Genomic DNA, 15,940 nt, shown 5'->3' on the forward strand with positions numbered 1-15,940 from the left:
CCTTCATATAAAGTCCCTACCATAGACCTAGAAGGAATAATAAAGGCCTGTGCAATAAAAAACACTATAAACAATACGATAATGATTGTGCCTGTCCAACTCGCACAAAATTTATACATAAACTTTAAAAATTTCATTTTATTCCTTATGATTTTTGATCTTTAAGTTTTCTATTTTTAGCCGCTAAAAGCGTATTTTGAAGCAAAGAGGCGATGGTCATTGGACCAACACCACCTGGAACAGGTGTGATGAAAGTAGCCTTTTTGCTCACACTTTCAAAATCAACATCCCCAACTAAAGTTCCATTTTCTAAGCGATTGATACCAATATCTATCACTATAGCACCTTCTTTTATCATATCTGCTTGAATCAAACCAGGCTTACCCACTCCAACACAAACAACATCAGCATTTTTAGTAAAAAATGTTAAATCTTGAGTGAGGATATGACAAACACTAATAGTAGCTCCAGCATTTAACATTAAAGAAGCCAACGGTTTCCCGACAATATTGCTAGCTCCAATTATAGCAACATTTTTTCCACGAACAGATATGTCATAACTTTTAAGTAGATTCATCACCCCTAAAGGAGTTGCTGGTGCAAAGGCCTGTATGCCTGCTAAAAGCCTACCTGCATTAAAAGGATGGAATCCATCTACATCTTTTTGATAACTAACAGCTTCTAAGATCTTTTTTGTGTCTATATGCCCTGGCAATGGAAGCTGTATTAAAATTCCATCAATATTTTCATCTTTATCAAGATCTTGGATAATTTTGAGCAATTCATCTTCAGCAACATCTTCAGATAATCTTTTTGCAATGCTCACAATCCCTACACGATCGCAAGCTTTAACTTTCATATTCACATACGCACAACTAGCTGGATCTTCTCCAACCAACACAACAGCAAGGGTTGGAATGATACCAGAGACTTTAAAATGATGAACTTCATCTATAAGCTCCTTTTCAATACTTGCAGCTAAAGTCTTACCATCAAGAAGGGTCATTTAATTGCCTTTAAATTATAGTGTGTATGCTATTATAATAAAAAACCCTTAAAGGAAGTCTATGAGGCACAAAAAGCTCTTTTTTTGTTTTTTTAGTCTATGTTTTTATGTCTTTGCACAAGAATCAAAAGACACTAGCTTTATCACCACCCAAGAATATGGCAAGAAGCTCTATGAAAATCCACGCAACATAGGTTGTATTAAGTGTCATGGAAAAAATGGCGAAAGCGAAGTTATCGCCACTTATAAAAATAAAAACAAAAGTAAAATTATCAAGGCTCCAAAAATTAACGATATGGATTTTGAAGCATTCAAAAAAGCCTTGAGTAAAGATAAAGGGATTATGCCAAAATACAACCTAACAGAAGAAGAAATTAAAGCGATTTATCTGTATATCAGTTCCAAAAAATAGACTTTTATTACAAAAACATCTCAATTAAAATAGGAGAAGTGAATGGATTTTTTGCAGAAAATGTTTGAAAAAATACTTTGGAATTCTAGGCTGTTTGTGCTTTTGGCAGTTATCTTATCAATGATAGGAGCAATATTACTTTTTGTTGTTGCCAGTATTGATATATTCAAAGCAATAGGAAACACTTATGGATATTATAGAGGATTTTTAAAAAAAGAATCAGATATTCATAATGTGTTGCTACATACAATTGTAACGGCTATTGATTTGTATCTCATTGCAGTGGTGCTTTTGATTTTTTCATTTGGTTTATACGAGCTTTTTATTCGAAAAATCACTATCAAAGATGACACAAGCTCAAAAGTACTAGAGATTCATACCCTTGATCAACTCAAAGACAAACTAGCTAAAGTCATTGTAATGGCTTTGATAGTAGCATTTTTCTCAAAAGTTTTGAGTATGGGGATCAATAATGCCCAAGATATGATCTTTTTTGCTGGTTCTATACTGGCTATTTGTGTAGGATTATATTTCTTACACAAACACTAAATTAAACTTTTTTAGAATTAAGACTTTATTGGAATATTTGGTATAAAATCCACCAAAAGAATTGAAAGCATTTTTGAACGAAAATTTGAAGATTTTATGCTATAAAGTCTAAAAAACTCAAAGGAGTGTATTATGTTCCCTTTTAGCGATGAAGAACTTCGAAAACCTGTAGAGAAATCCATTGAAAAGATTCGTCCTTATTTGACTAATGATGGAGGGAATGTCAGTGTTCTTGCTATCAAAGATGCTAGGGTTTATGTTAGGCTTGAAGGTGCTTGTAAATCTTGTCCTAGTAGCACTCAAACACTAAAATATGGTATTGAAAGGCAACTCAAGGAAGATATTCATCCAGATATTGAAATTATAAGTGTCCCTTATGGAGAGGAAAAAAACTATAAAATATCTTAAAGGGGGTTTAATGGAAACTAGCTTTCAGATCAATAATGATCCCAAAAAACGAACCCTTATTAAAAAGGGGTTTAAACTCTTTGCGAACCAAGATTGCAAGGCTGCACTTAGATTATTTTCAGATGCCTTATTCCTTGATAAAGATGATTTATCTGCAAAAATAGGACTTTTACTTTCTGATATGGCAATGGATTTTCCAAAAGAAGCTTATGGATTTTATGAACTTTATGAAACAATGTTGGCCGCCCAGCCTCGTGCTGCTAGAACAAAAATACAGCGTCAAATCCTAGAGCTCATCAATTCTTTTGATTCCAACATAGATAAAATGAGCACTATGGTTTCCAACGAAGACAACATTGAAGCTGAAAATATTGATGGAATTTTATATCCCGATTTTAAAAAGATATGTCAAAATGATAACTTCAAAGAAGTATTTGAGAATCTAATATTTAGTACAAAAATCATTTTTACGAGCAAAAATGATTTTTACGATTTTCTGGATCTCTTAGTAGAAAACGATTTTTATGAAATGTCTCTGAGCTATATTGAAAATATGCCTAGTGTGGCCATATACGATGAAAAAATTCGCCAAATTCTACAAAAAGCGGTTGATAAAACAAAATGAAAATAAAAAAAGATATTCAATATAATGGAAAAACATACAACTTCATCAGTGATGACTCTAGAGATGCCATCAAACACCCTAACGTTTTATTTGTCCATACCAAACAAAACACTTCATTTGTAGATCAAATCAAAACTCAAAATCTAGATATCTTACAAGCACGAGATTTGAAAAAATACTTTAAAATGACCCCAAAAATCATAGGCATTACAGGCACAAATGGCAAAACAACAACTGCTGCAATTATTTATTCTATATTGCTAGATATGGGCTATAAAGTCGCGTTACTTGGAACAAGAGGTTTTTTTGCCAACGACAAAGAAATCAAACCAAAAGGTCTCACCACCCCTTCAATACTAGAACTCTATGAAGACATTCAATATGCTAGTGTTTTAGAATGTGAATATTTTGTCATGGAAGTGAGCTCACATGCCATTGAACAAGATCGCATAGAAGGTCTAGAATTTGTAGCAAAAATCCTCACAAACATAACAAGTGATCATCTAGATTATCACAAAACACTTGAAGAATATATTCGTGTAAAAAATAGTTTTTTTACAGATGAGGGAATCAAGATTATCAATAGGGATGAAAATAAGGCATTGTATAATCCTATTAATACATATAGCTATGCATTAAATTCAAAAGCCAATCTTTGTGTGAATGCGTATTCACCAAAACAAGGAATTCAAGCACATATCAGTTGGAAAGAGAATTTAAGAGAAAATAATTGCAAGGAAACTTTTATCAATTCTCCACTATATGGAGTTCACAACTTATATAATATCTTAGCAGCTATCACCTGCATTAAAATCCTCACTCAAAAACCCTTAGAAAATATTGCTGAAGCATTAGAAAATTTTGGTGGAGTGAGCGGGAGAATGGAAGTTATATCAGAATCTCCTCTCATCATAGTGGATTTTGCACACACCCATGATGGAATGAAACAAATTTTTGAAAGCTTTAAGAGTAAAAATATTTCAGTTGTTTTTGGTGCAGGAGGCGATCGAGATAAAACCAAAAGACCTAAAATGGGGGAATGTGCGGCTAGTTATGCTCAAAAACTCTACATCACATCAGATAATCCTAGATCTGAAGATCCTCAAAGCATTATTGAAGATATTCTAAAAGGTATTCCTGAACATTTATCACATTCAATCACCACTATTGTTGATAGAAAAAAAGCCATACAAAAAGCTATTGATGATTTAGACAATGAAGATGTTTTGCTTATTCTAGGCAAGGGGGATGAAACCTATCAAATCATTGGAACTCAAAAAATAGACTTTGATGATAGAAAAATCATTAGAGATTATCTAAATAAATCCAAAAAAGGAATCAAATGAATAAGCATATTAAAAATTTCAGTTTATGGTGCGATTTTATCGAAAGAGATTTTTTAAAAAAAGAATTCAAATCACTCATACCAGACATATTAGGTGCAACAAGCAACCCTAGTATTTTTGCAAACTCAATCTTAAGTTCCCCTGCATACAAAGCTCAAATCGATTCTATGAAGGGCAATGATTCAAAATCCATCTACGAAGCTTTGGCAATACAAGATGTCAAAACAGCGGCCTCTATTCTCTTTCCATTGTGGGAAAAAAATAAAGATAATGGCTATATCAGTATTGAAATTGATCCACTTTTAGGAGAAAATGCACCTAAAAGTATAGATGAGGGCAAAAGATTATTCAAGAGCATTCAAGCTAGTAACGTGATGATAAAAGTTCCTGCTACAGAAGCTGGATATGAGGTGATGTATGAACTTCATAAAAGTGATATTCCTGTAAATGCAACCTTGATATTCTCGCCTAAACAAGCTAAAAAATGTGCGGATGTGCTCACAAACAGCCGAAAAAATACTTCAAATCAAATCCGATCTGTTATAAGCGTATTTGTTTCGCGCTTTGATAGAGCCATTGAACAGAGTTTGATAACTGCTCCTAAGCTAAAGGCTAAACTAGGAATTTACAATGCCTTAGAATGCTATAATCTAATTGAAGAATACGACAATCCTTCTATGAGAACATTATTTGCTTCTACGGGCGTGAAGGGTGAGGAATTACCAAAAAACTACTACATTGATATGCTATATCTCCCCCATTGTGTGAATACTGCCCCATTAGATGCTATTAAGGCCTATCTTACAAATAATGCCCCAATAACTCCAATATCTACTGATAAAGAATCCATCAAGAAGGGAATCCAAGAGATAGTTGATGCTGGGATAAATATTGAAAATCTGTATGTATCACTACTAAAAGAAGGCTTGGAAGCTTTTGAAAAGGCTTTTGAGAATTTACTGCGTTCTATCTAGTCATGCAAATCTCAGCTATTTGAAATCTTTAAGACTTTTTTAGATACAATGCTCCCCTCAGAATTATTAACAAAATAAGGAAACAAAAATGTTAGAAGGAAAAATTAGAGAGAGTATTTCAAAGGCAAGTACAAAAGCCTTAAGGAATGATGGTTATCTAATTGCCAACATTTACGGCAAGGGAACCAAAAATATTCACTGTGCATTCAAAACAAACGAATTTATCAAAGCACTCAAAACAAAAACTACTTTGATATTCCCAGTAAAAATAGGCTCTGACACTTTTGAGGTAGTTGTGCAAGAATATCAAAAAGATCCCGTTACAAGCAATCTGATGCACGTTGATTTGTTGTTGGCACAAAAGGGTATTGTCTCAAGATATAAAATACCAGTGAAAATCAGCGGAATTCCTGTAGGTTTGAAAAATAAGGGTGTTTTATTATTTTCTAAAAAGCGTATCACTGTTGAAGCTGCTCCTGAGAAACTACCAGCTAGTTATGATATTGATGTTTCAAAACTTGATGTTGGGGATTCTGTTCTTGTGAGAGATCTAGCAGAAAAAGCTGATGTAAAAATCATAGAAAATCCATCTGTTGCTGTTGTGGGCGTGATAAAAGCTAAGTAATCTAAATGTCACCTATCCTCATTGCGGGTTTAGGAAATCCGGGCAGTAAGTATCAACACACAAGACATAATATTGGTTTTGATATTTTGGATTCTCTAAGCCATTGCTTAGGGATAGGTTTTGAACCTTCCGCTAAATTTAATGCCCTCATAGCTAAGCTTCCCTCAAAAGAACTTTTACTTATCAAGCCTCAAACCTTTATGAATTTATCAGGCTCTTCAATAGCATCTATAATGAATTTTTATAAAATAGCAACACTTCTTGTTGTGCATGATGATCTAGACCTAGCATTTGGAAGCATTCGCTTTAAAAAAGGTGGTTCAAGTGGCGGACACAATGGACTTAAATCCATTGATAACTTATTTGGAAATGATTATTATCGTTTGCGTTTTGGTATCAGCAAAAGTGAAAAAATACCAGTGGTTGATTATGTTCTTAGTAAATTCAGCTCCAATGAATTTGAAGAAATACCCTCCTTATTGAATCATTGTGTAAAATCCTTAGAGTTTTTTATTGATAATAAGAATTTTTTATTGCTTCAAAACAACTTCACCAAAAATATTAAAAATGAGACTTTGTGATGCTTTTCAGATTCGTAGGTTATTATTATCTGAAATATTTTTTAATTGTTTTTTGTGCTTTGGAAATGTTTTTCATCAGCATTGATAGCCTTAAATATGTTGATAAATTTCCAGATTCTGCAAACCTTGCAATATTATTTTTTGTTTATGATATGCTCTATGCGATCAATTACACCTTACCTATTTCTTTACTTCTGGCAATGGTAATTTTCTATATCACGATGATAAAAGCCAATCAATATACCGCCTTGTTGGCAATTGGATTTTCCAAAAAAGCAATATTAAAACCTATTGTGATTATCAGCTTATTGTTTAGCTTGGTTTATATTGGCCTGAATGCTACCCCTTTTGTATATGCTCAAGAAAAAGCTGAGTCAATCATCTATCAAGGTAATTTTTCAAACACTAGCGAAGATCTACTTGTAAAATATGGCGAAGATTATGTGTATTTTGGAAAAATTTATCCTATTTTGCAAAAAGCCCAAAATATTAAAATTTTTCAACTCAAAAATTATTTTTTAAGTTCCTTTACACAAGCCAATACCGCTTATTTTGAGGATGGATATTGGGTTTTAGAAGATGTGAGCATTTCAACCCTTCCAGATAATTTCAAACTAGGAGGCAAGGGACTTGAAACCAAACACCTAGATGAGCTAAAAATCCTCAAAGGATTTCGTCCTAAGATACTAGATACAATCTATCAGAACAAACCATCTGTATCAATTATAGATGCAATCCAATCAGTCATTATTCTCAAAAATCAAAATGCAGGGAGTGAAAAAGTTCGATCGATCCTTTATAGTTTTATTTTAATTCCATTTTTTGTTCCTCTAACTGCAATGATTATTGCTTATTACACTCCAAGTTTAGCTAGATATGGGAACCTCGCATTGCTTAGTTTTGGTTTCATAGTAATCTCACTAGTTATTTGGGGATTATTTTTTGCATTAGGGAAACTGAGTGTGAGTGGATTATTTTTACCTGAAGTGGGGATTTTAACCCCACTTATAATGCTTACTATAATAGGATTTTGGCATTTTAAAAAAATCAACAATCGAAGTTAAATATCAATGCAAATGTGAATTGTCTTTTGTTGGCTGTATATTCTTATTATCTGCCAAGGATTCTTCTTCTACCTTTCTCAAAAATTCAATAATTGAAATAGACGCACTAACATAAGCTTTAGCACTACTTGCACTAGGATCGAAAAATACAATAGGCTTTCCACTATCTCCGCTTTCACGAATTTTTGGCTCTAAAGGAATCTGTGCAATCATTTTTGTATTGTATTTATCTGCAAGAACTTGGGAAGTTCCCTTACCAAAAATATCATATTCCTCCCCACAACCAGGGCAAATAAATCCACTCATATTTTCAATAACTCCCGCGATAGGAATATGCAATTTCACGAACATATCTAAACACCTAGCACTATCATCTAAGCTTACTTGTTGTGGTGTGGTCACGGTAATCCCTGCACTAACAGGAACACTCTGAGCTAGACTTAGTTGTGCATCACCCGTGCCAGGTGGCATATCAATCACCAAAATATCTAGATCGCTCCAAATAACATCTGTGAGCATTTGTTCAATTGCTCTCATTAGCATAGGACCTCTCCAAATCAGACTTTGACCCTCATCATATAAAATCCCCATACTCATCATTTCCACACCAAAAGCTTTCAATGGGATAAGTCTTTTGCCACTAGGATCCACACTAGGTTTAGAGGTATTCAAACCTAACATTCTAGGGATATTTGGACCATAAACATCAGCATCAAGCAATCCAACTTTTTTGCCTTGCTGTGCTAATGCGATGGCTATATTTGCACTCGTAGTACTTTTTCCAACACCACCTTTTCCAGAACTCACCATCACAAAATGTTTGATTTGTGGAGCTAAATTTTTACTCACAGGAGCTTTAGGGGTGGGTTTTGGAGGAGTTTTTATATCAATGTGAATATTTTTAATACCCAAAGGTTCAATCCTGTTTTCTATCTCATCTCTAAGGGTTTGTGCTACCTCTTGGGCATTTGAAGGTATATCAATTAAAAGCCCTAATTTATCTTCATGTAACGTGATATTTTTGACAAACCCAAAGCTCACAATATCTTTTTCAAAATTTGGATATATAACTGTTTTTAATATTTCTAGTACATTATCTTGAGTGATCATTATCTTCCTTAAATTAAATATGAAATCTCATAAACCTTATAATCAAGAAACACCAATAGAAAATAAATGCTCTGATGATTGTAGCTCAAATGCAATAAAATAACAAACCGTCATAACGACTCACTCTATTTGAAAAAATATTTTTTAAGCAATCATGGAGATTGGAAAAACTCTATTAATAAAGCTATGCACAATTATTCCGTTGTTAAAATCAACATAGTGTAATTTTTACAGCACATTAAATAAAAACTATGACTAATTTGACTCGGTGCTCTCTTCTTTATATTCATTGAAAATATCTTGACTGATTTTGTAACTACAGAACTTTGGACCACACATTGAGCAAAATTCTGCTTCCTTAAAAACTTCTTGTGGCAATGCCTCATCGTGATATTCTCTAGCCCTATCAGGATCTAGAGCTAATTCAAATTGTCTATTCCAATTAAACCCATATCTAGCATCACTCATCTCATCATCTCTAACTCTAGCTCCAATCCTACCCCTAGCAATATCAGCAGCATGTGCAGCGATTTTATATGCCAAAATTCCTTCTCTAACATCTTTAGCATTAGGAAGACCTAGATGCTCTTTAGGGGTCACATAGCACAACATCGCAACCCCTTTCCAAGCGGCTACACAGGCTCCTATAGCACTTGCAATATGATCATACCCTGCTGCTATGTCTGTGACAAGTGGTCCTAAAACATAAAAAGGCGCTTCATTGCAATATTCTTTTTGTAATTTTACATTGCGTTCAATTTGATTCAAAGGAACGTGGCCTGGACCTTCTATCATCACCTGAACATCTGCTTCATAAGCACGTTTGGCAAGTTCTCCTAAAACCTTCAATTCTGCAAATTGAGCCTCATCGCTCGCATCTGCTAAACAACCTGGTCTCAAAGAATCACCCAAGCTTAAACTCACATCATATTCTTGACAAATCTTAAGAATCTCATCATAGGCTTCATAAAAAGGATTTTGTTTGTGATAGTTCATCATCCAACTAGCCATCAAGCTACCACCACGACTCACAATTCCCATTTTTCTACGGCTCACAAAAGGCATATGCTCTAGTAAAAAACCACAATGGATAGTAAAATAACTCACTCCTTGCTGTGCTTGTTTTTTTAAAACATTCAACATCACATCAATATCAAGCTTCATCACATCATTTTTCACATCATGTAGTATTTGATAAATTGGCACTGTTCCTATAGGGACACAAGAAGCCCCAATGATTGCTTCTCGAATCTTATCAAGATTCCCTCCTGTAGAAAGATCCATCACGGTGTCTGCTCCATATTTGATAGAAACTTTAAGTTTTTCAACTTCTTCATCAATAGAGTTTATAATAGATGAACTCCCAATATTTGAATTTATTTTTGTACGCAAAGCCACGCCTATCCCCATCGGCTCTAAATTGATATGATTAATATTTGCTGGAATAATCAGCCTACCTTTTGCGACCTCTTTTCTGATAGTTTCTGCACTCAAAGATTCTTTATTAGCTATATACTCCATCTCAGGGGTTATGATGCCCTTTTTTGCATAATATAGTTGAGTCTTGATTTTATCTTTCTTGCGGTCTTCTATCCATTGCTTTCTCATTTTTTACTCTTTCATACTAATATAAATTTGAATTTGGCTTATTATACATCAAAAAACCTCACGCAAATTTTCAAAAAAATAAAATTCAAGTTTTTAAAAAGATTTAAATGTGTATAATTTGGTAACAGCTTAAAACTAAAATGAGGAGTCATTGACGTGTCGATTAAAAATATTGATTTATCTCTTGTAGTGATGGCGGCAGGAAATTCGAGTCGCTTTTGTTCAAGCAACCCTACTTGCAATCACATCAAGAAACAATGGCTAAGGACGCAAACTCTTCCTTTGTGGCAAAAAGTAGCAAATGATTTCTCCAAGCTTTATGATTTTAAAAAAATCATCATCACGGCCTCCAAAGAAGATTTTGAATATATGAAAAAAATTTCTGATTTTGAAATTGTATTGGGTGGAAATTCACGTCAAGAATCTCTCAAAAATGCAATCAAGAAGGTTCAAACCGAATTTATCCTCACAACAGATGTCGCCAGATGGAATATGGATAAAGATGTTTGGGACAGAATGTTAGAAAGTTTTGATGATTCTATAGACTGCATTGTTCCTTATTTGAACGTATCAGATACAGCTATGTATGAAGGACAATACATCAATAGAGAGTCCTTAAAACTAATCCAAACTCCTCAACTATCAAGATTAAGCAAGTTGAAATCCTCTCTTGATGTTCAAGAATTTACCGATGAAAGTTCTGCGATTAATTATCATAATGGAAAAATCATATACGTGAAAGGAAGTCCAAAACTTACCAAGCTAACATACTATGAAGATATTCATTTTCTAAACCAACTACCTCCAGTATCAAATGAAATTTTTAGCGGAACTGGATTTGATATTCATGGTTTTGAAAAAAATAAACCGATGTTTTTAGGGGGAGTGAAAATAGAATCAGATTTTGGATTTGCTGCCCATAGTGATGGTGATGTTGCACTTCACGCCCTTTGTGATGCAATGCTTGGAGCCATAGGTGGAGGTGATATTGGAGAGTGGTTCCCTGACAATGATCCCACATTTAAAAATGCTGATTCAAAAATATTGCTCAAGCAAATCTATGATTTTATCCTCAGTATAGGATTTGAACTTATCAATGCCGATATCACGATTTTAGCACAAACACCAAAGATTTCTCCGTACAAATCTCAGATTCGTGAATGTATTGCAAAAATACTATATACAGATAAAGCAAAAATCAATATCAAGGCAACCACAACTGAAAATTTGGGATTTATAGGGAGAAAAGAAGGGGTGAGTGCCATTGCAAATGTGAACTTAAAACTTACAAATTGGAAGGAAAGAATATGAATGTATTGATTATGGAAAATGAAACTTACTTAGCCCAAAGCATTGCTTCAAAACTAGCTGATATAGGACATGAATGCCAGATAAGTTCTATAATAGATCTGAATCTACAAAACACTTATGATGTCATTTTGATTTCTTCTAGTATTTGCGGGGATCATTATGAGAAGTTCATCAGAAACAATTCCAATTCAATCATTATTATGATGATTTCCTATGTGAGTGATGACACTGTCAGTAAGCCCATTAAAGCAGGAGCAAAAGATTATATTCTCAAGCCTTTTATGATTGATGAGCTGATCAGAAAAATCGAACACTATAAGGGATACAAAGAAATAGTGTGTAAAATTAATTTCTACAGATCTTATTTTAACTTTATTGAAAAAGAGCTCAATACCCCTACCCCTTTTCAATATCATCCACCTTTTATCATTAAAAGTAACTCTCAAAGGAGTGCTGATATTTATGCGATGAAATATGCCAAAGAAAAAAATATTCAATTTGAATTTTTTAGTATTAAAGAAGATAAATATAAAAGCTTTCTCAAAAACAATACCTCAAAAAAAACTCTTGCATATATAACAAATTTAGAAGAGTTGAAAAAACAAGACCGCAAGGATTTCTTAGAATCCATCATCAAATATCCTGTGATCGCTTCTATCATCACCACAGATAAAATCATTTTCTCTCAAATCGTAGATATATCAAATATCCCCAATAATCACGAAATTGGGGCAGAAATACTTTCTGTAAAAGATTATGAAAAAGCTATCATTAAGAAATTTGAAGGACGTTATCCTGATATAGAACTTGCAAAAAAACTCGGGATGAGTAGAAAAAGCTTATGGGAAAAGAGAAAAAAATATGGTATCTCAAGAAAAAAATAAAATCTACATTGATAAAGAGGCACTTTCTGCCCTTTCGCTAGTTCAAGAAGGCTTGTTGTATCCCGCAACTACTTTGATGGGACAAAAAGAAATGGAATCTGTGGATAAAATGGGAATATACAAAGATCAAACCTTCCCTTGTCCTTTTTTATTATGTCCTAATGGAAAAAGAAATCTTCAGGTTCTATCTAAAACTCAAAAAAATGAGGTATTGGATATTGTCTGTGAAAATAAGATCGTTGGGAATATCAAAGCCAAAGAAGTTTTTAAGATAGATAAATTTCAAAGATTAGAAAAACTTATGGGTGGGGATCTGTTCACAAAAGAGGCTGAAATAGTGCGTGAAAGACTTGGGGATTATGCAATAAGCGGTGATTATAATGTAATTTTTGAAGATATAAAGGAAACCAAAAAATCCTTAGAAGAAAAAATCAAGCTCTATAATGCCAAAAAAATAACTGGCGTGATGATGAGTGCAAAACCCATTCATAGAGCCCACGAAAGAATGTTGCGTGAAGAACTCAAGGATTGCGACCTGATGGTTATATTCTTGCTCAAACCTTATAGAAACGATTTTATGCCCTACTCACTCAGAGAAAAAATATTGCAATACATCGTTAATAATTTTCTTATCAAGGATAAAGTCTGCATCATCCCACTTGATGATACCTATTTATTTGCAGGGCAAAATAAAATGTTACTCCATTCAATCGTTGCAAAAAATTACGGGTGCACTAAGCTTGTTGTAGGTCAAAATAGTCCTAATCTCTCTATTTATTACACAGAAAAAACAAGACATTCTATTTTTGATAACCTTCAAGGGGTGGATATTAAAATCAAGATCGTTAGCGAATATGTTTATTGCGAATTGTGCAAAACTCTAGTAAGTCAATCAACTTGTCCTCACGGCAATCATCACCATACCAACTACAACTCAGAATCAATTTTGGAACTTCTCAAGCTTGGTATTTTGCCTCCTTCTATGCTAATGAGAGAGGAAATATCAGCGATGATTTTATCTACACTCTATCCAAATCGTTTCTCTAACTTGGAAAAACTCTACTACGATATTGTTCCTTCAGAGGGCATACTCAAAAGCAAAAGTGAAGAGGAATTTTATATCAAACTGATGCAACTTTACCAAAATCCTTCTTTGGTGTAAAAAAATGAGAATATTATTTTTGACCTTATTTTATAGCGGCAAATCAGCGATAGCACCTGGAACTATGGGAAGCATACTAGCACTTATTCTAGGGATTCCATTATTGTATTACTCTACTGAAACAATCATCTTACTCAGTATTTTTATTGCTCTTGTAGCCATAAAGCAAATTGATATTTATGAAAAAAATGGTGGGGTTCATGATGATAAGAGTATCGTTATTGATGAACTAGTAGGTATGTGGATTGCAATGGGAATGGCAGGATTCTCCCTAGTGGGAATCATAGGATCATTTTTATTTTTTCGGCTCTATGATATCACTAAACCATCTCTTATTGGCAAAATTGATAAAAAAACTAAAGGTGGGCTTGGAGTCGTAGGTGATGACGCACTTGCTGGATTTTTGGCAGGGCTTAGTATCTTGTTGGTTTTAAAACTGATGGCTTATTTTGGACTAGATCCAAATTTTGGAATCACTATCTCATATAAAAATTAAAATTCATAAAAAATAATAGTTATTTATTAGAAATTTCAGTTAAGATAGTAAAAAAGGATCCAATATGAAACCTAAAAGCCTTTTGATTTTTCTACTTATTTATATAACACCTGTTTTATCAGTTTATAACCACTACAAAATCTACCCACCTTTTAAAAAATATTTTACAAAACAAAAATGTTCATTGGTGATGGATAAGTACTATTATATCAATTGTTACAGTTTTGAACACAAGGGTACCAATGCTATAGCCTACAAAATAGAAGGAAAAATCTTGGAACTAGGAAGTGCAGGAAAAAGACCTACTTTTAAATCAGATACTCAAATCCCTGAAGAATACCGCACCAAAACACAAGACTACACTCATAGCGGATATGATAGGGGTCATACACTTTCTAACCAATCAATGAACGCAACTACAAAGGCTCAGGCTTCTACATTTTTAATGAGTAATATCACTCCTCAAAATCCTCAAATCAATCAAAGGGTGTGGAAAAAAGCAGAGGATAGAGAAAGAAAACTAGCCAAAGAAAAAGGAAGTGCTCAAGTATTAAACATTGTTATTTACTCTAAAAACCCCAAACATATCAAAGATAATATCGCTATTCCTGAAAGCTACATAAAAATAATTGAAGCAGGAAATGAAGAAGAATGTTATCAAATACCAAACCATACAGTTATGGATGAAAAATTAATTGATTATAAAATAGATTGTGAAAAACAATAGCAATACTTTATCCTAAAACAAGACTTCACATATCCCAATAAAATATTCCTCAGAATTAAATAATCTAGAAGTCTAGAGGGATTGAAATATTTTATACCCAATCAGAGCAGTTATTTGAAACGTTAATCTTTAGCTCAATCCTTTATTGAATACATAGCAGCCTGATTTGCATGGATATATGTCGTATCAAAAATGGGCAATTCCGTATCCTTCTGAGAAATCAAAAGACCAATTTCAGTGCAACCCAAAATAATACCTTCAGCACCCTTACCTGAGAGTTTCTTTATGATATGCAGATATTGTGATTTCGAATTTTCTGAAACAACGCCCACACACAATTCATCATATATGATATGGTTGATAATTTCAATATCATCTTCATCTGGTATGATAACCTCTATGCCATTAGCTATCAACTTGTCCTTATAAAATCCTTGCTGTAAGGTATATTTAGTTCCAAGCAATCCCACTTTAAGAATATTTTTTTTCTGCAATTCCTTTGCTGTGACCTCTGCTATATGCAAAATAGGAATACAAATATTCTGCGAAATCTGTGGGAGTACTTTATGCATCGTGTTGCTACAAATAACAATAAAATCCGCCCCAGCTTTTTGTAAATTCAACGCCGCATTTGCAAGAACTCTTGCACTCTTCTCCCATTCCCCACATTTCTGATACTCTTGTATTTCTTGAAAATCCACACTATAGAGCAACACCTTAGCTGAATGCAGATCGCCAAGCTCTTCTTTGATAACCGTATTGATAATTTGATAATATATAGCCGTGCTCTCCCAACTCATTCCACCAAGCAATCCAATCATTTTCATTTATATAGCCTCCTATATTTTATCCTTTAAATCATTGAAATATTATACACTGATGATCTTATAAACTTAATACCAATAAAAATTTACTGATATAGGCGATACCGCATGGCAATGATTCGTAAAAACCATATAGAAAAGCTTCTTAAACACTGGCTAGAGATTCGCAACACTATCAATAACATTGATAATAATCTACTTTTTTGCAACCAAAAAGGCAAAGCCCTA

At 33.5% G+C, this 15,940-nt stretch carries 18 protein-coding genes and 1 pseudogene; 14 read left to right on the forward strand and 5 right to left on the reverse strand.

Going from position 1 to position 15,940, the window contains the following annotated elements; translation table 11 throughout:
- Both BKH42_RS08280 and folD read right to left on the reverse strand, forming a co-directional pair.
- Positions 1-137 (reverse strand): annotated as a pseudogene (locus BKH42_RS08280) (S26 family signal peptidase); the annotation flags it as partial.
- Between the two features lie 8 nt (positions 138-145).
- Complete coding sequence (folD, locus tag BKH42_RS08285; RefSeq protein ID WP_095296144.1) at positions 146-1,006, reverse strand: bifunctional methylenetetrahydrofolate dehydrogenase/methenyltetrahydrofolate cyclohydrolase FolD; 861 nt, start codon at positions 1,004-1,006, stop codon at positions 146-148.
- Positions 1,007-1,067: 61 nt separating this feature from the next.
- On the opposite strand from folD, the gene BKH42_RS08290 reads away from it, so the two are divergent.
- From BKH42_RS08290 to BKH42_RS08330, 9 genes are all read left to right on the forward strand, one after another.
- Positions 1,068-1,418, forward strand: coding sequence for a cytochrome c (locus BKH42_RS08290; RefSeq protein ID WP_095296145.1), 351 nt, complete (start codon positions 1,068-1,070; stop codon positions 1,416-1,418).
- Positions 1,419-1,460: 42 nt separating this feature from the next.
- Complete coding sequence (locus tag BKH42_RS08295) at positions 1,461-1,967, forward strand: YqhA family protein (protein ID WP_095296146.1); 507 nt, start codon at positions 1,461-1,463, stop codon at positions 1,965-1,967.
- 132 nt (positions 1,968-2,099) lie between these two features.
- The gene (locus BKH42_RS08300; protein ID WP_095296147.1) at positions 2,100-2,375 is read left to right on the forward strand and encodes a NifU family protein; all 276 of its coding nucleotides are present in this window, start codon (positions 2,100-2,102) and stop codon (positions 2,373-2,375) included.
- Between the two features lie 10 nt (positions 2,376-2,385).
- The gene (locus BKH42_RS08305) at positions 2,386-3,000 is read left to right on the forward strand and encodes a histidine kinase (protein ID WP_095296148.1); all 615 of its coding nucleotides are present in this window, start codon (positions 2,386-2,388) and stop codon (positions 2,998-3,000) included.
- Entirely contained in the window at positions 2,997-4,346 is a 1,350-nt protein-coding gene (locus tag BKH42_RS08310) for a UDP-N-acetylmuramoyl-L-alanyl-D-glutamate--2,6-diaminopimelate ligase (RefSeq protein ID WP_095296149.1), read from the forward strand. Before BKH42_RS08305 ends, BKH42_RS08310 begins: the two co-directional genes overlap by 4 nt.
- Complete coding sequence (locus tag BKH42_RS08315) at positions 4,343-5,320, forward strand: transaldolase (RefSeq protein ID WP_257874299.1); 978 nt, start codon at positions 4,343-4,345, stop codon at positions 5,318-5,320. Before BKH42_RS08310 ends, BKH42_RS08315 begins: the two co-directional genes overlap by 4 nt.
- Positions 5,321-5,408: 88 nt before the next feature.
- Positions 5,409-5,945 (forward strand): 50S ribosomal protein L25/general stress protein Ctc, encoded by a 537-nt coding sequence (locus tag BKH42_RS08320; protein WP_095296150.1) that lies wholly within the window; start codon positions 5,409-5,411, stop codon positions 5,943-5,945.
- Positions 5,946-5,950: 5 nt separating this feature from the next.
- Entirely contained in the window at positions 5,951-6,526 is a 576-nt protein-coding gene (gene pth, locus BKH42_RS08325; RefSeq protein WP_095296151.1) for an aminoacyl-tRNA hydrolase, read from the forward strand.
- Complete coding sequence (locus tag BKH42_RS08330) at positions 6,523-7,590, forward strand: LptF/LptG family permease (protein ID WP_095296152.1); 1,068 nt, start codon at positions 6,523-6,525, stop codon at positions 7,588-7,590. The genes pth and BKH42_RS08330 overlap by 4 nt, the downstream gene beginning before the upstream one ends.
- A gap of 3 nt (positions 7,591-7,593) precedes the next feature.
- Here BKH42_RS08330 and BKH42_RS08335 read toward each other — a convergent pair whose 3' ends face one another.
- Both BKH42_RS08335 and thiC read right to left on the reverse strand, forming a co-directional pair.
- A complete protein-coding gene (locus BKH42_RS08335; RefSeq protein ID WP_095296153.1) occupies positions 7,594-8,700 on the reverse strand; it encodes an Mrp/NBP35 family ATP-binding protein in 1,107 nt (368 codons plus the stop codon).
- A gap of 255 nt (positions 8,701-8,955) precedes the next feature.
- Positions 8,956-10,308, reverse strand: coding sequence for a phosphomethylpyrimidine synthase ThiC (thiC, locus tag BKH42_RS08340; RefSeq protein WP_095296154.1), 1,353 nt, complete (start codon positions 10,306-10,308; stop codon positions 8,956-8,958).
- A 156-nt stretch (positions 10,309-10,464) separates the two neighbouring features.
- Here thiC and BKH42_RS08345 point away from each other — a divergent pair, with 156 nt between their 5' ends.
- The 5 genes from BKH42_RS08345 (at position 10,465) to BKH42_RS08365 (ending at position 14,888) form a co-directional block, all read left to right on the forward strand.
- Positions 10,465-11,619, forward strand: a complete 1,155-nt coding sequence (locus BKH42_RS08345; RefSeq protein ID WP_095296155.1) for a bifunctional 2-C-methyl-D-erythritol 4-phosphate cytidylyltransferase/2-C-methyl-D-erythritol 2,4-cyclodiphosphate synthase — start codon at positions 10,465-10,467, stop codon at positions 11,617-11,619.
- On the forward strand, positions 11,616-12,503 hold the full coding sequence (locus BKH42_RS08350) for a response regulator (RefSeq protein ID WP_095296156.1): 888 nt from the start codon (positions 11,616-11,618) through the stop codon (positions 12,501-12,503). Before BKH42_RS08345 ends, BKH42_RS08350 begins: the two co-directional genes overlap by 4 nt.
- Positions 12,481-13,665, forward strand: coding sequence for a sulfate adenylyltransferase (locus tag BKH42_RS08355; RefSeq protein WP_095296157.1), 1,185 nt, complete (start codon positions 12,481-12,483; stop codon positions 13,663-13,665). The genes BKH42_RS08350 and BKH42_RS08355 overlap by 23 nt, the downstream gene beginning before the upstream one ends.
- Positions 13,666-13,669: 4 nt before the next feature.
- Positions 13,670-14,161, forward strand: coding sequence for a phosphatidylglycerophosphatase A (locus BKH42_RS08360; protein WP_095296158.1), 492 nt, complete (start codon positions 13,670-13,672; stop codon positions 14,159-14,161).
- Between the two features lie 64 nt (positions 14,162-14,225).
- Positions 14,226-14,888, forward strand: coding sequence for a DNA/RNA non-specific endonuclease (locus BKH42_RS08365; protein WP_095296159.1), 663 nt, complete (start codon positions 14,226-14,228; stop codon positions 14,886-14,888).
- Positions 14,889-15,022: 134 nt separating this feature from the next.
- On the opposite strand, the gene BKH42_RS08370 is transcribed toward BKH42_RS08365, so the two are convergent.
- On the reverse strand, positions 15,023-15,715 hold the full coding sequence (locus tag BKH42_RS08370; RefSeq protein WP_095296160.1) for an aspartate/glutamate racemase family protein: 693 nt from the start codon (positions 15,713-15,715) through the stop codon (positions 15,023-15,025).
- Positions 15,716-15,940 lie beyond the last annotated feature (225 nt).

Origin of the sequence: Helicobacter sp. 13S00482-2 (genome assembly GCF_002272795.1) — a bacterium.
Lineage (GTDB): Bacteria > Campylobacterota > Campylobacteria > Campylobacterales > Helicobacteraceae > Helicobacter_J.

Bases quoted from the DNA above. Each gene is read 5' to 3' on its own strand.
- folD (WP_095296144.1), bottom strand. From the start codon at position 1,006: ATGACCCTTCTTGATGGTAAGACTTTAGCTGCAAGTATTGAAAAGGAG.
- BKH42_RS08290 (WP_095296145.1), top strand. From the start codon at position 1,068: ATGAGGCACAAAAAGCTCTTTTTTTGTTTTTTTAGTCTATGTTTTTAT.
- BKH42_RS08295 (WP_095296146.1), top strand. From the start codon at position 1,461: ATGGATTTTTTGCAGAAAATGTTTGAAAAAATACTTTGGAATTCTAGG.
- BKH42_RS08300 (WP_095296147.1), top strand. From the start codon at position 2,100: ATGTTCCCTTTTAGCGATGAAGAACTTCGAAAACCTGTAGAGAAATCC.
- BKH42_RS08305 (WP_095296148.1), top strand. From the start codon at position 2,386: ATGGAAACTAGCTTTCAGATCAATAATGATCCCAAAAAACGAACCCTT.
- BKH42_RS08310 (WP_095296149.1), top strand. From the start codon at position 2,997: ATGAAAATAAAAAAAGATATTCAATATAATGGAAAAACATACAACTTC.
- BKH42_RS08315 (WP_257874299.1), top strand. From the start codon at position 4,343: ATGAATAAGCATATTAAAAATTTCAGTTTATGGTGCGATTTTATCGAA.
- BKH42_RS08320 (WP_095296150.1), top strand. From the start codon at position 5,409: ATGTTAGAAGGAAAAATTAGAGAGAGTATTTCAAAGGCAAGTACAAAA.
- pth (WP_095296151.1), top strand. From the start codon at position 5,951: ATGTCACCTATCCTCATTGCGGGTTTAGGAAATCCGGGCAGTAAGTAT.
- BKH42_RS08335 (WP_095296153.1), bottom strand. From the start codon at position 8,700: ATGATCACTCAAGATAATGTACTAGAAATATTAAAAACAGTTATATAT.
- thiC (WP_095296154.1), bottom strand. From the start codon at position 10,308: ATGAGAAAGCAATGGATAGAAGACCGCAAGAAAGATAAAATCAAGACT.
- BKH42_RS08350 (WP_095296156.1), top strand. From the start codon at position 11,616: ATGAATGTATTGATTATGGAAAATGAAACTTACTTAGCCCAAAGCATT.
- BKH42_RS08355 (WP_095296157.1), top strand. From the start codon at position 12,481: ATGGTATCTCAAGAAAAAAATAAAATCTACATTGATAAAGAGGCACTT.
- BKH42_RS08360 (WP_095296158.1), top strand. From the start codon at position 13,670: ATGAGAATATTATTTTTGACCTTATTTTATAGCGGCAAATCAGCGATA.
- BKH42_RS08365 (WP_095296159.1), top strand. From the start codon at position 14,226: ATGAAACCTAAAAGCCTTTTGATTTTTCTACTTATTTATATAACACCT.
- BKH42_RS08370 (WP_095296160.1), bottom strand. From the start codon at position 15,715: ATGAAAATGATTGGATTGCTTGGTGGAATGAGTTGGGAGAGCACGGCT.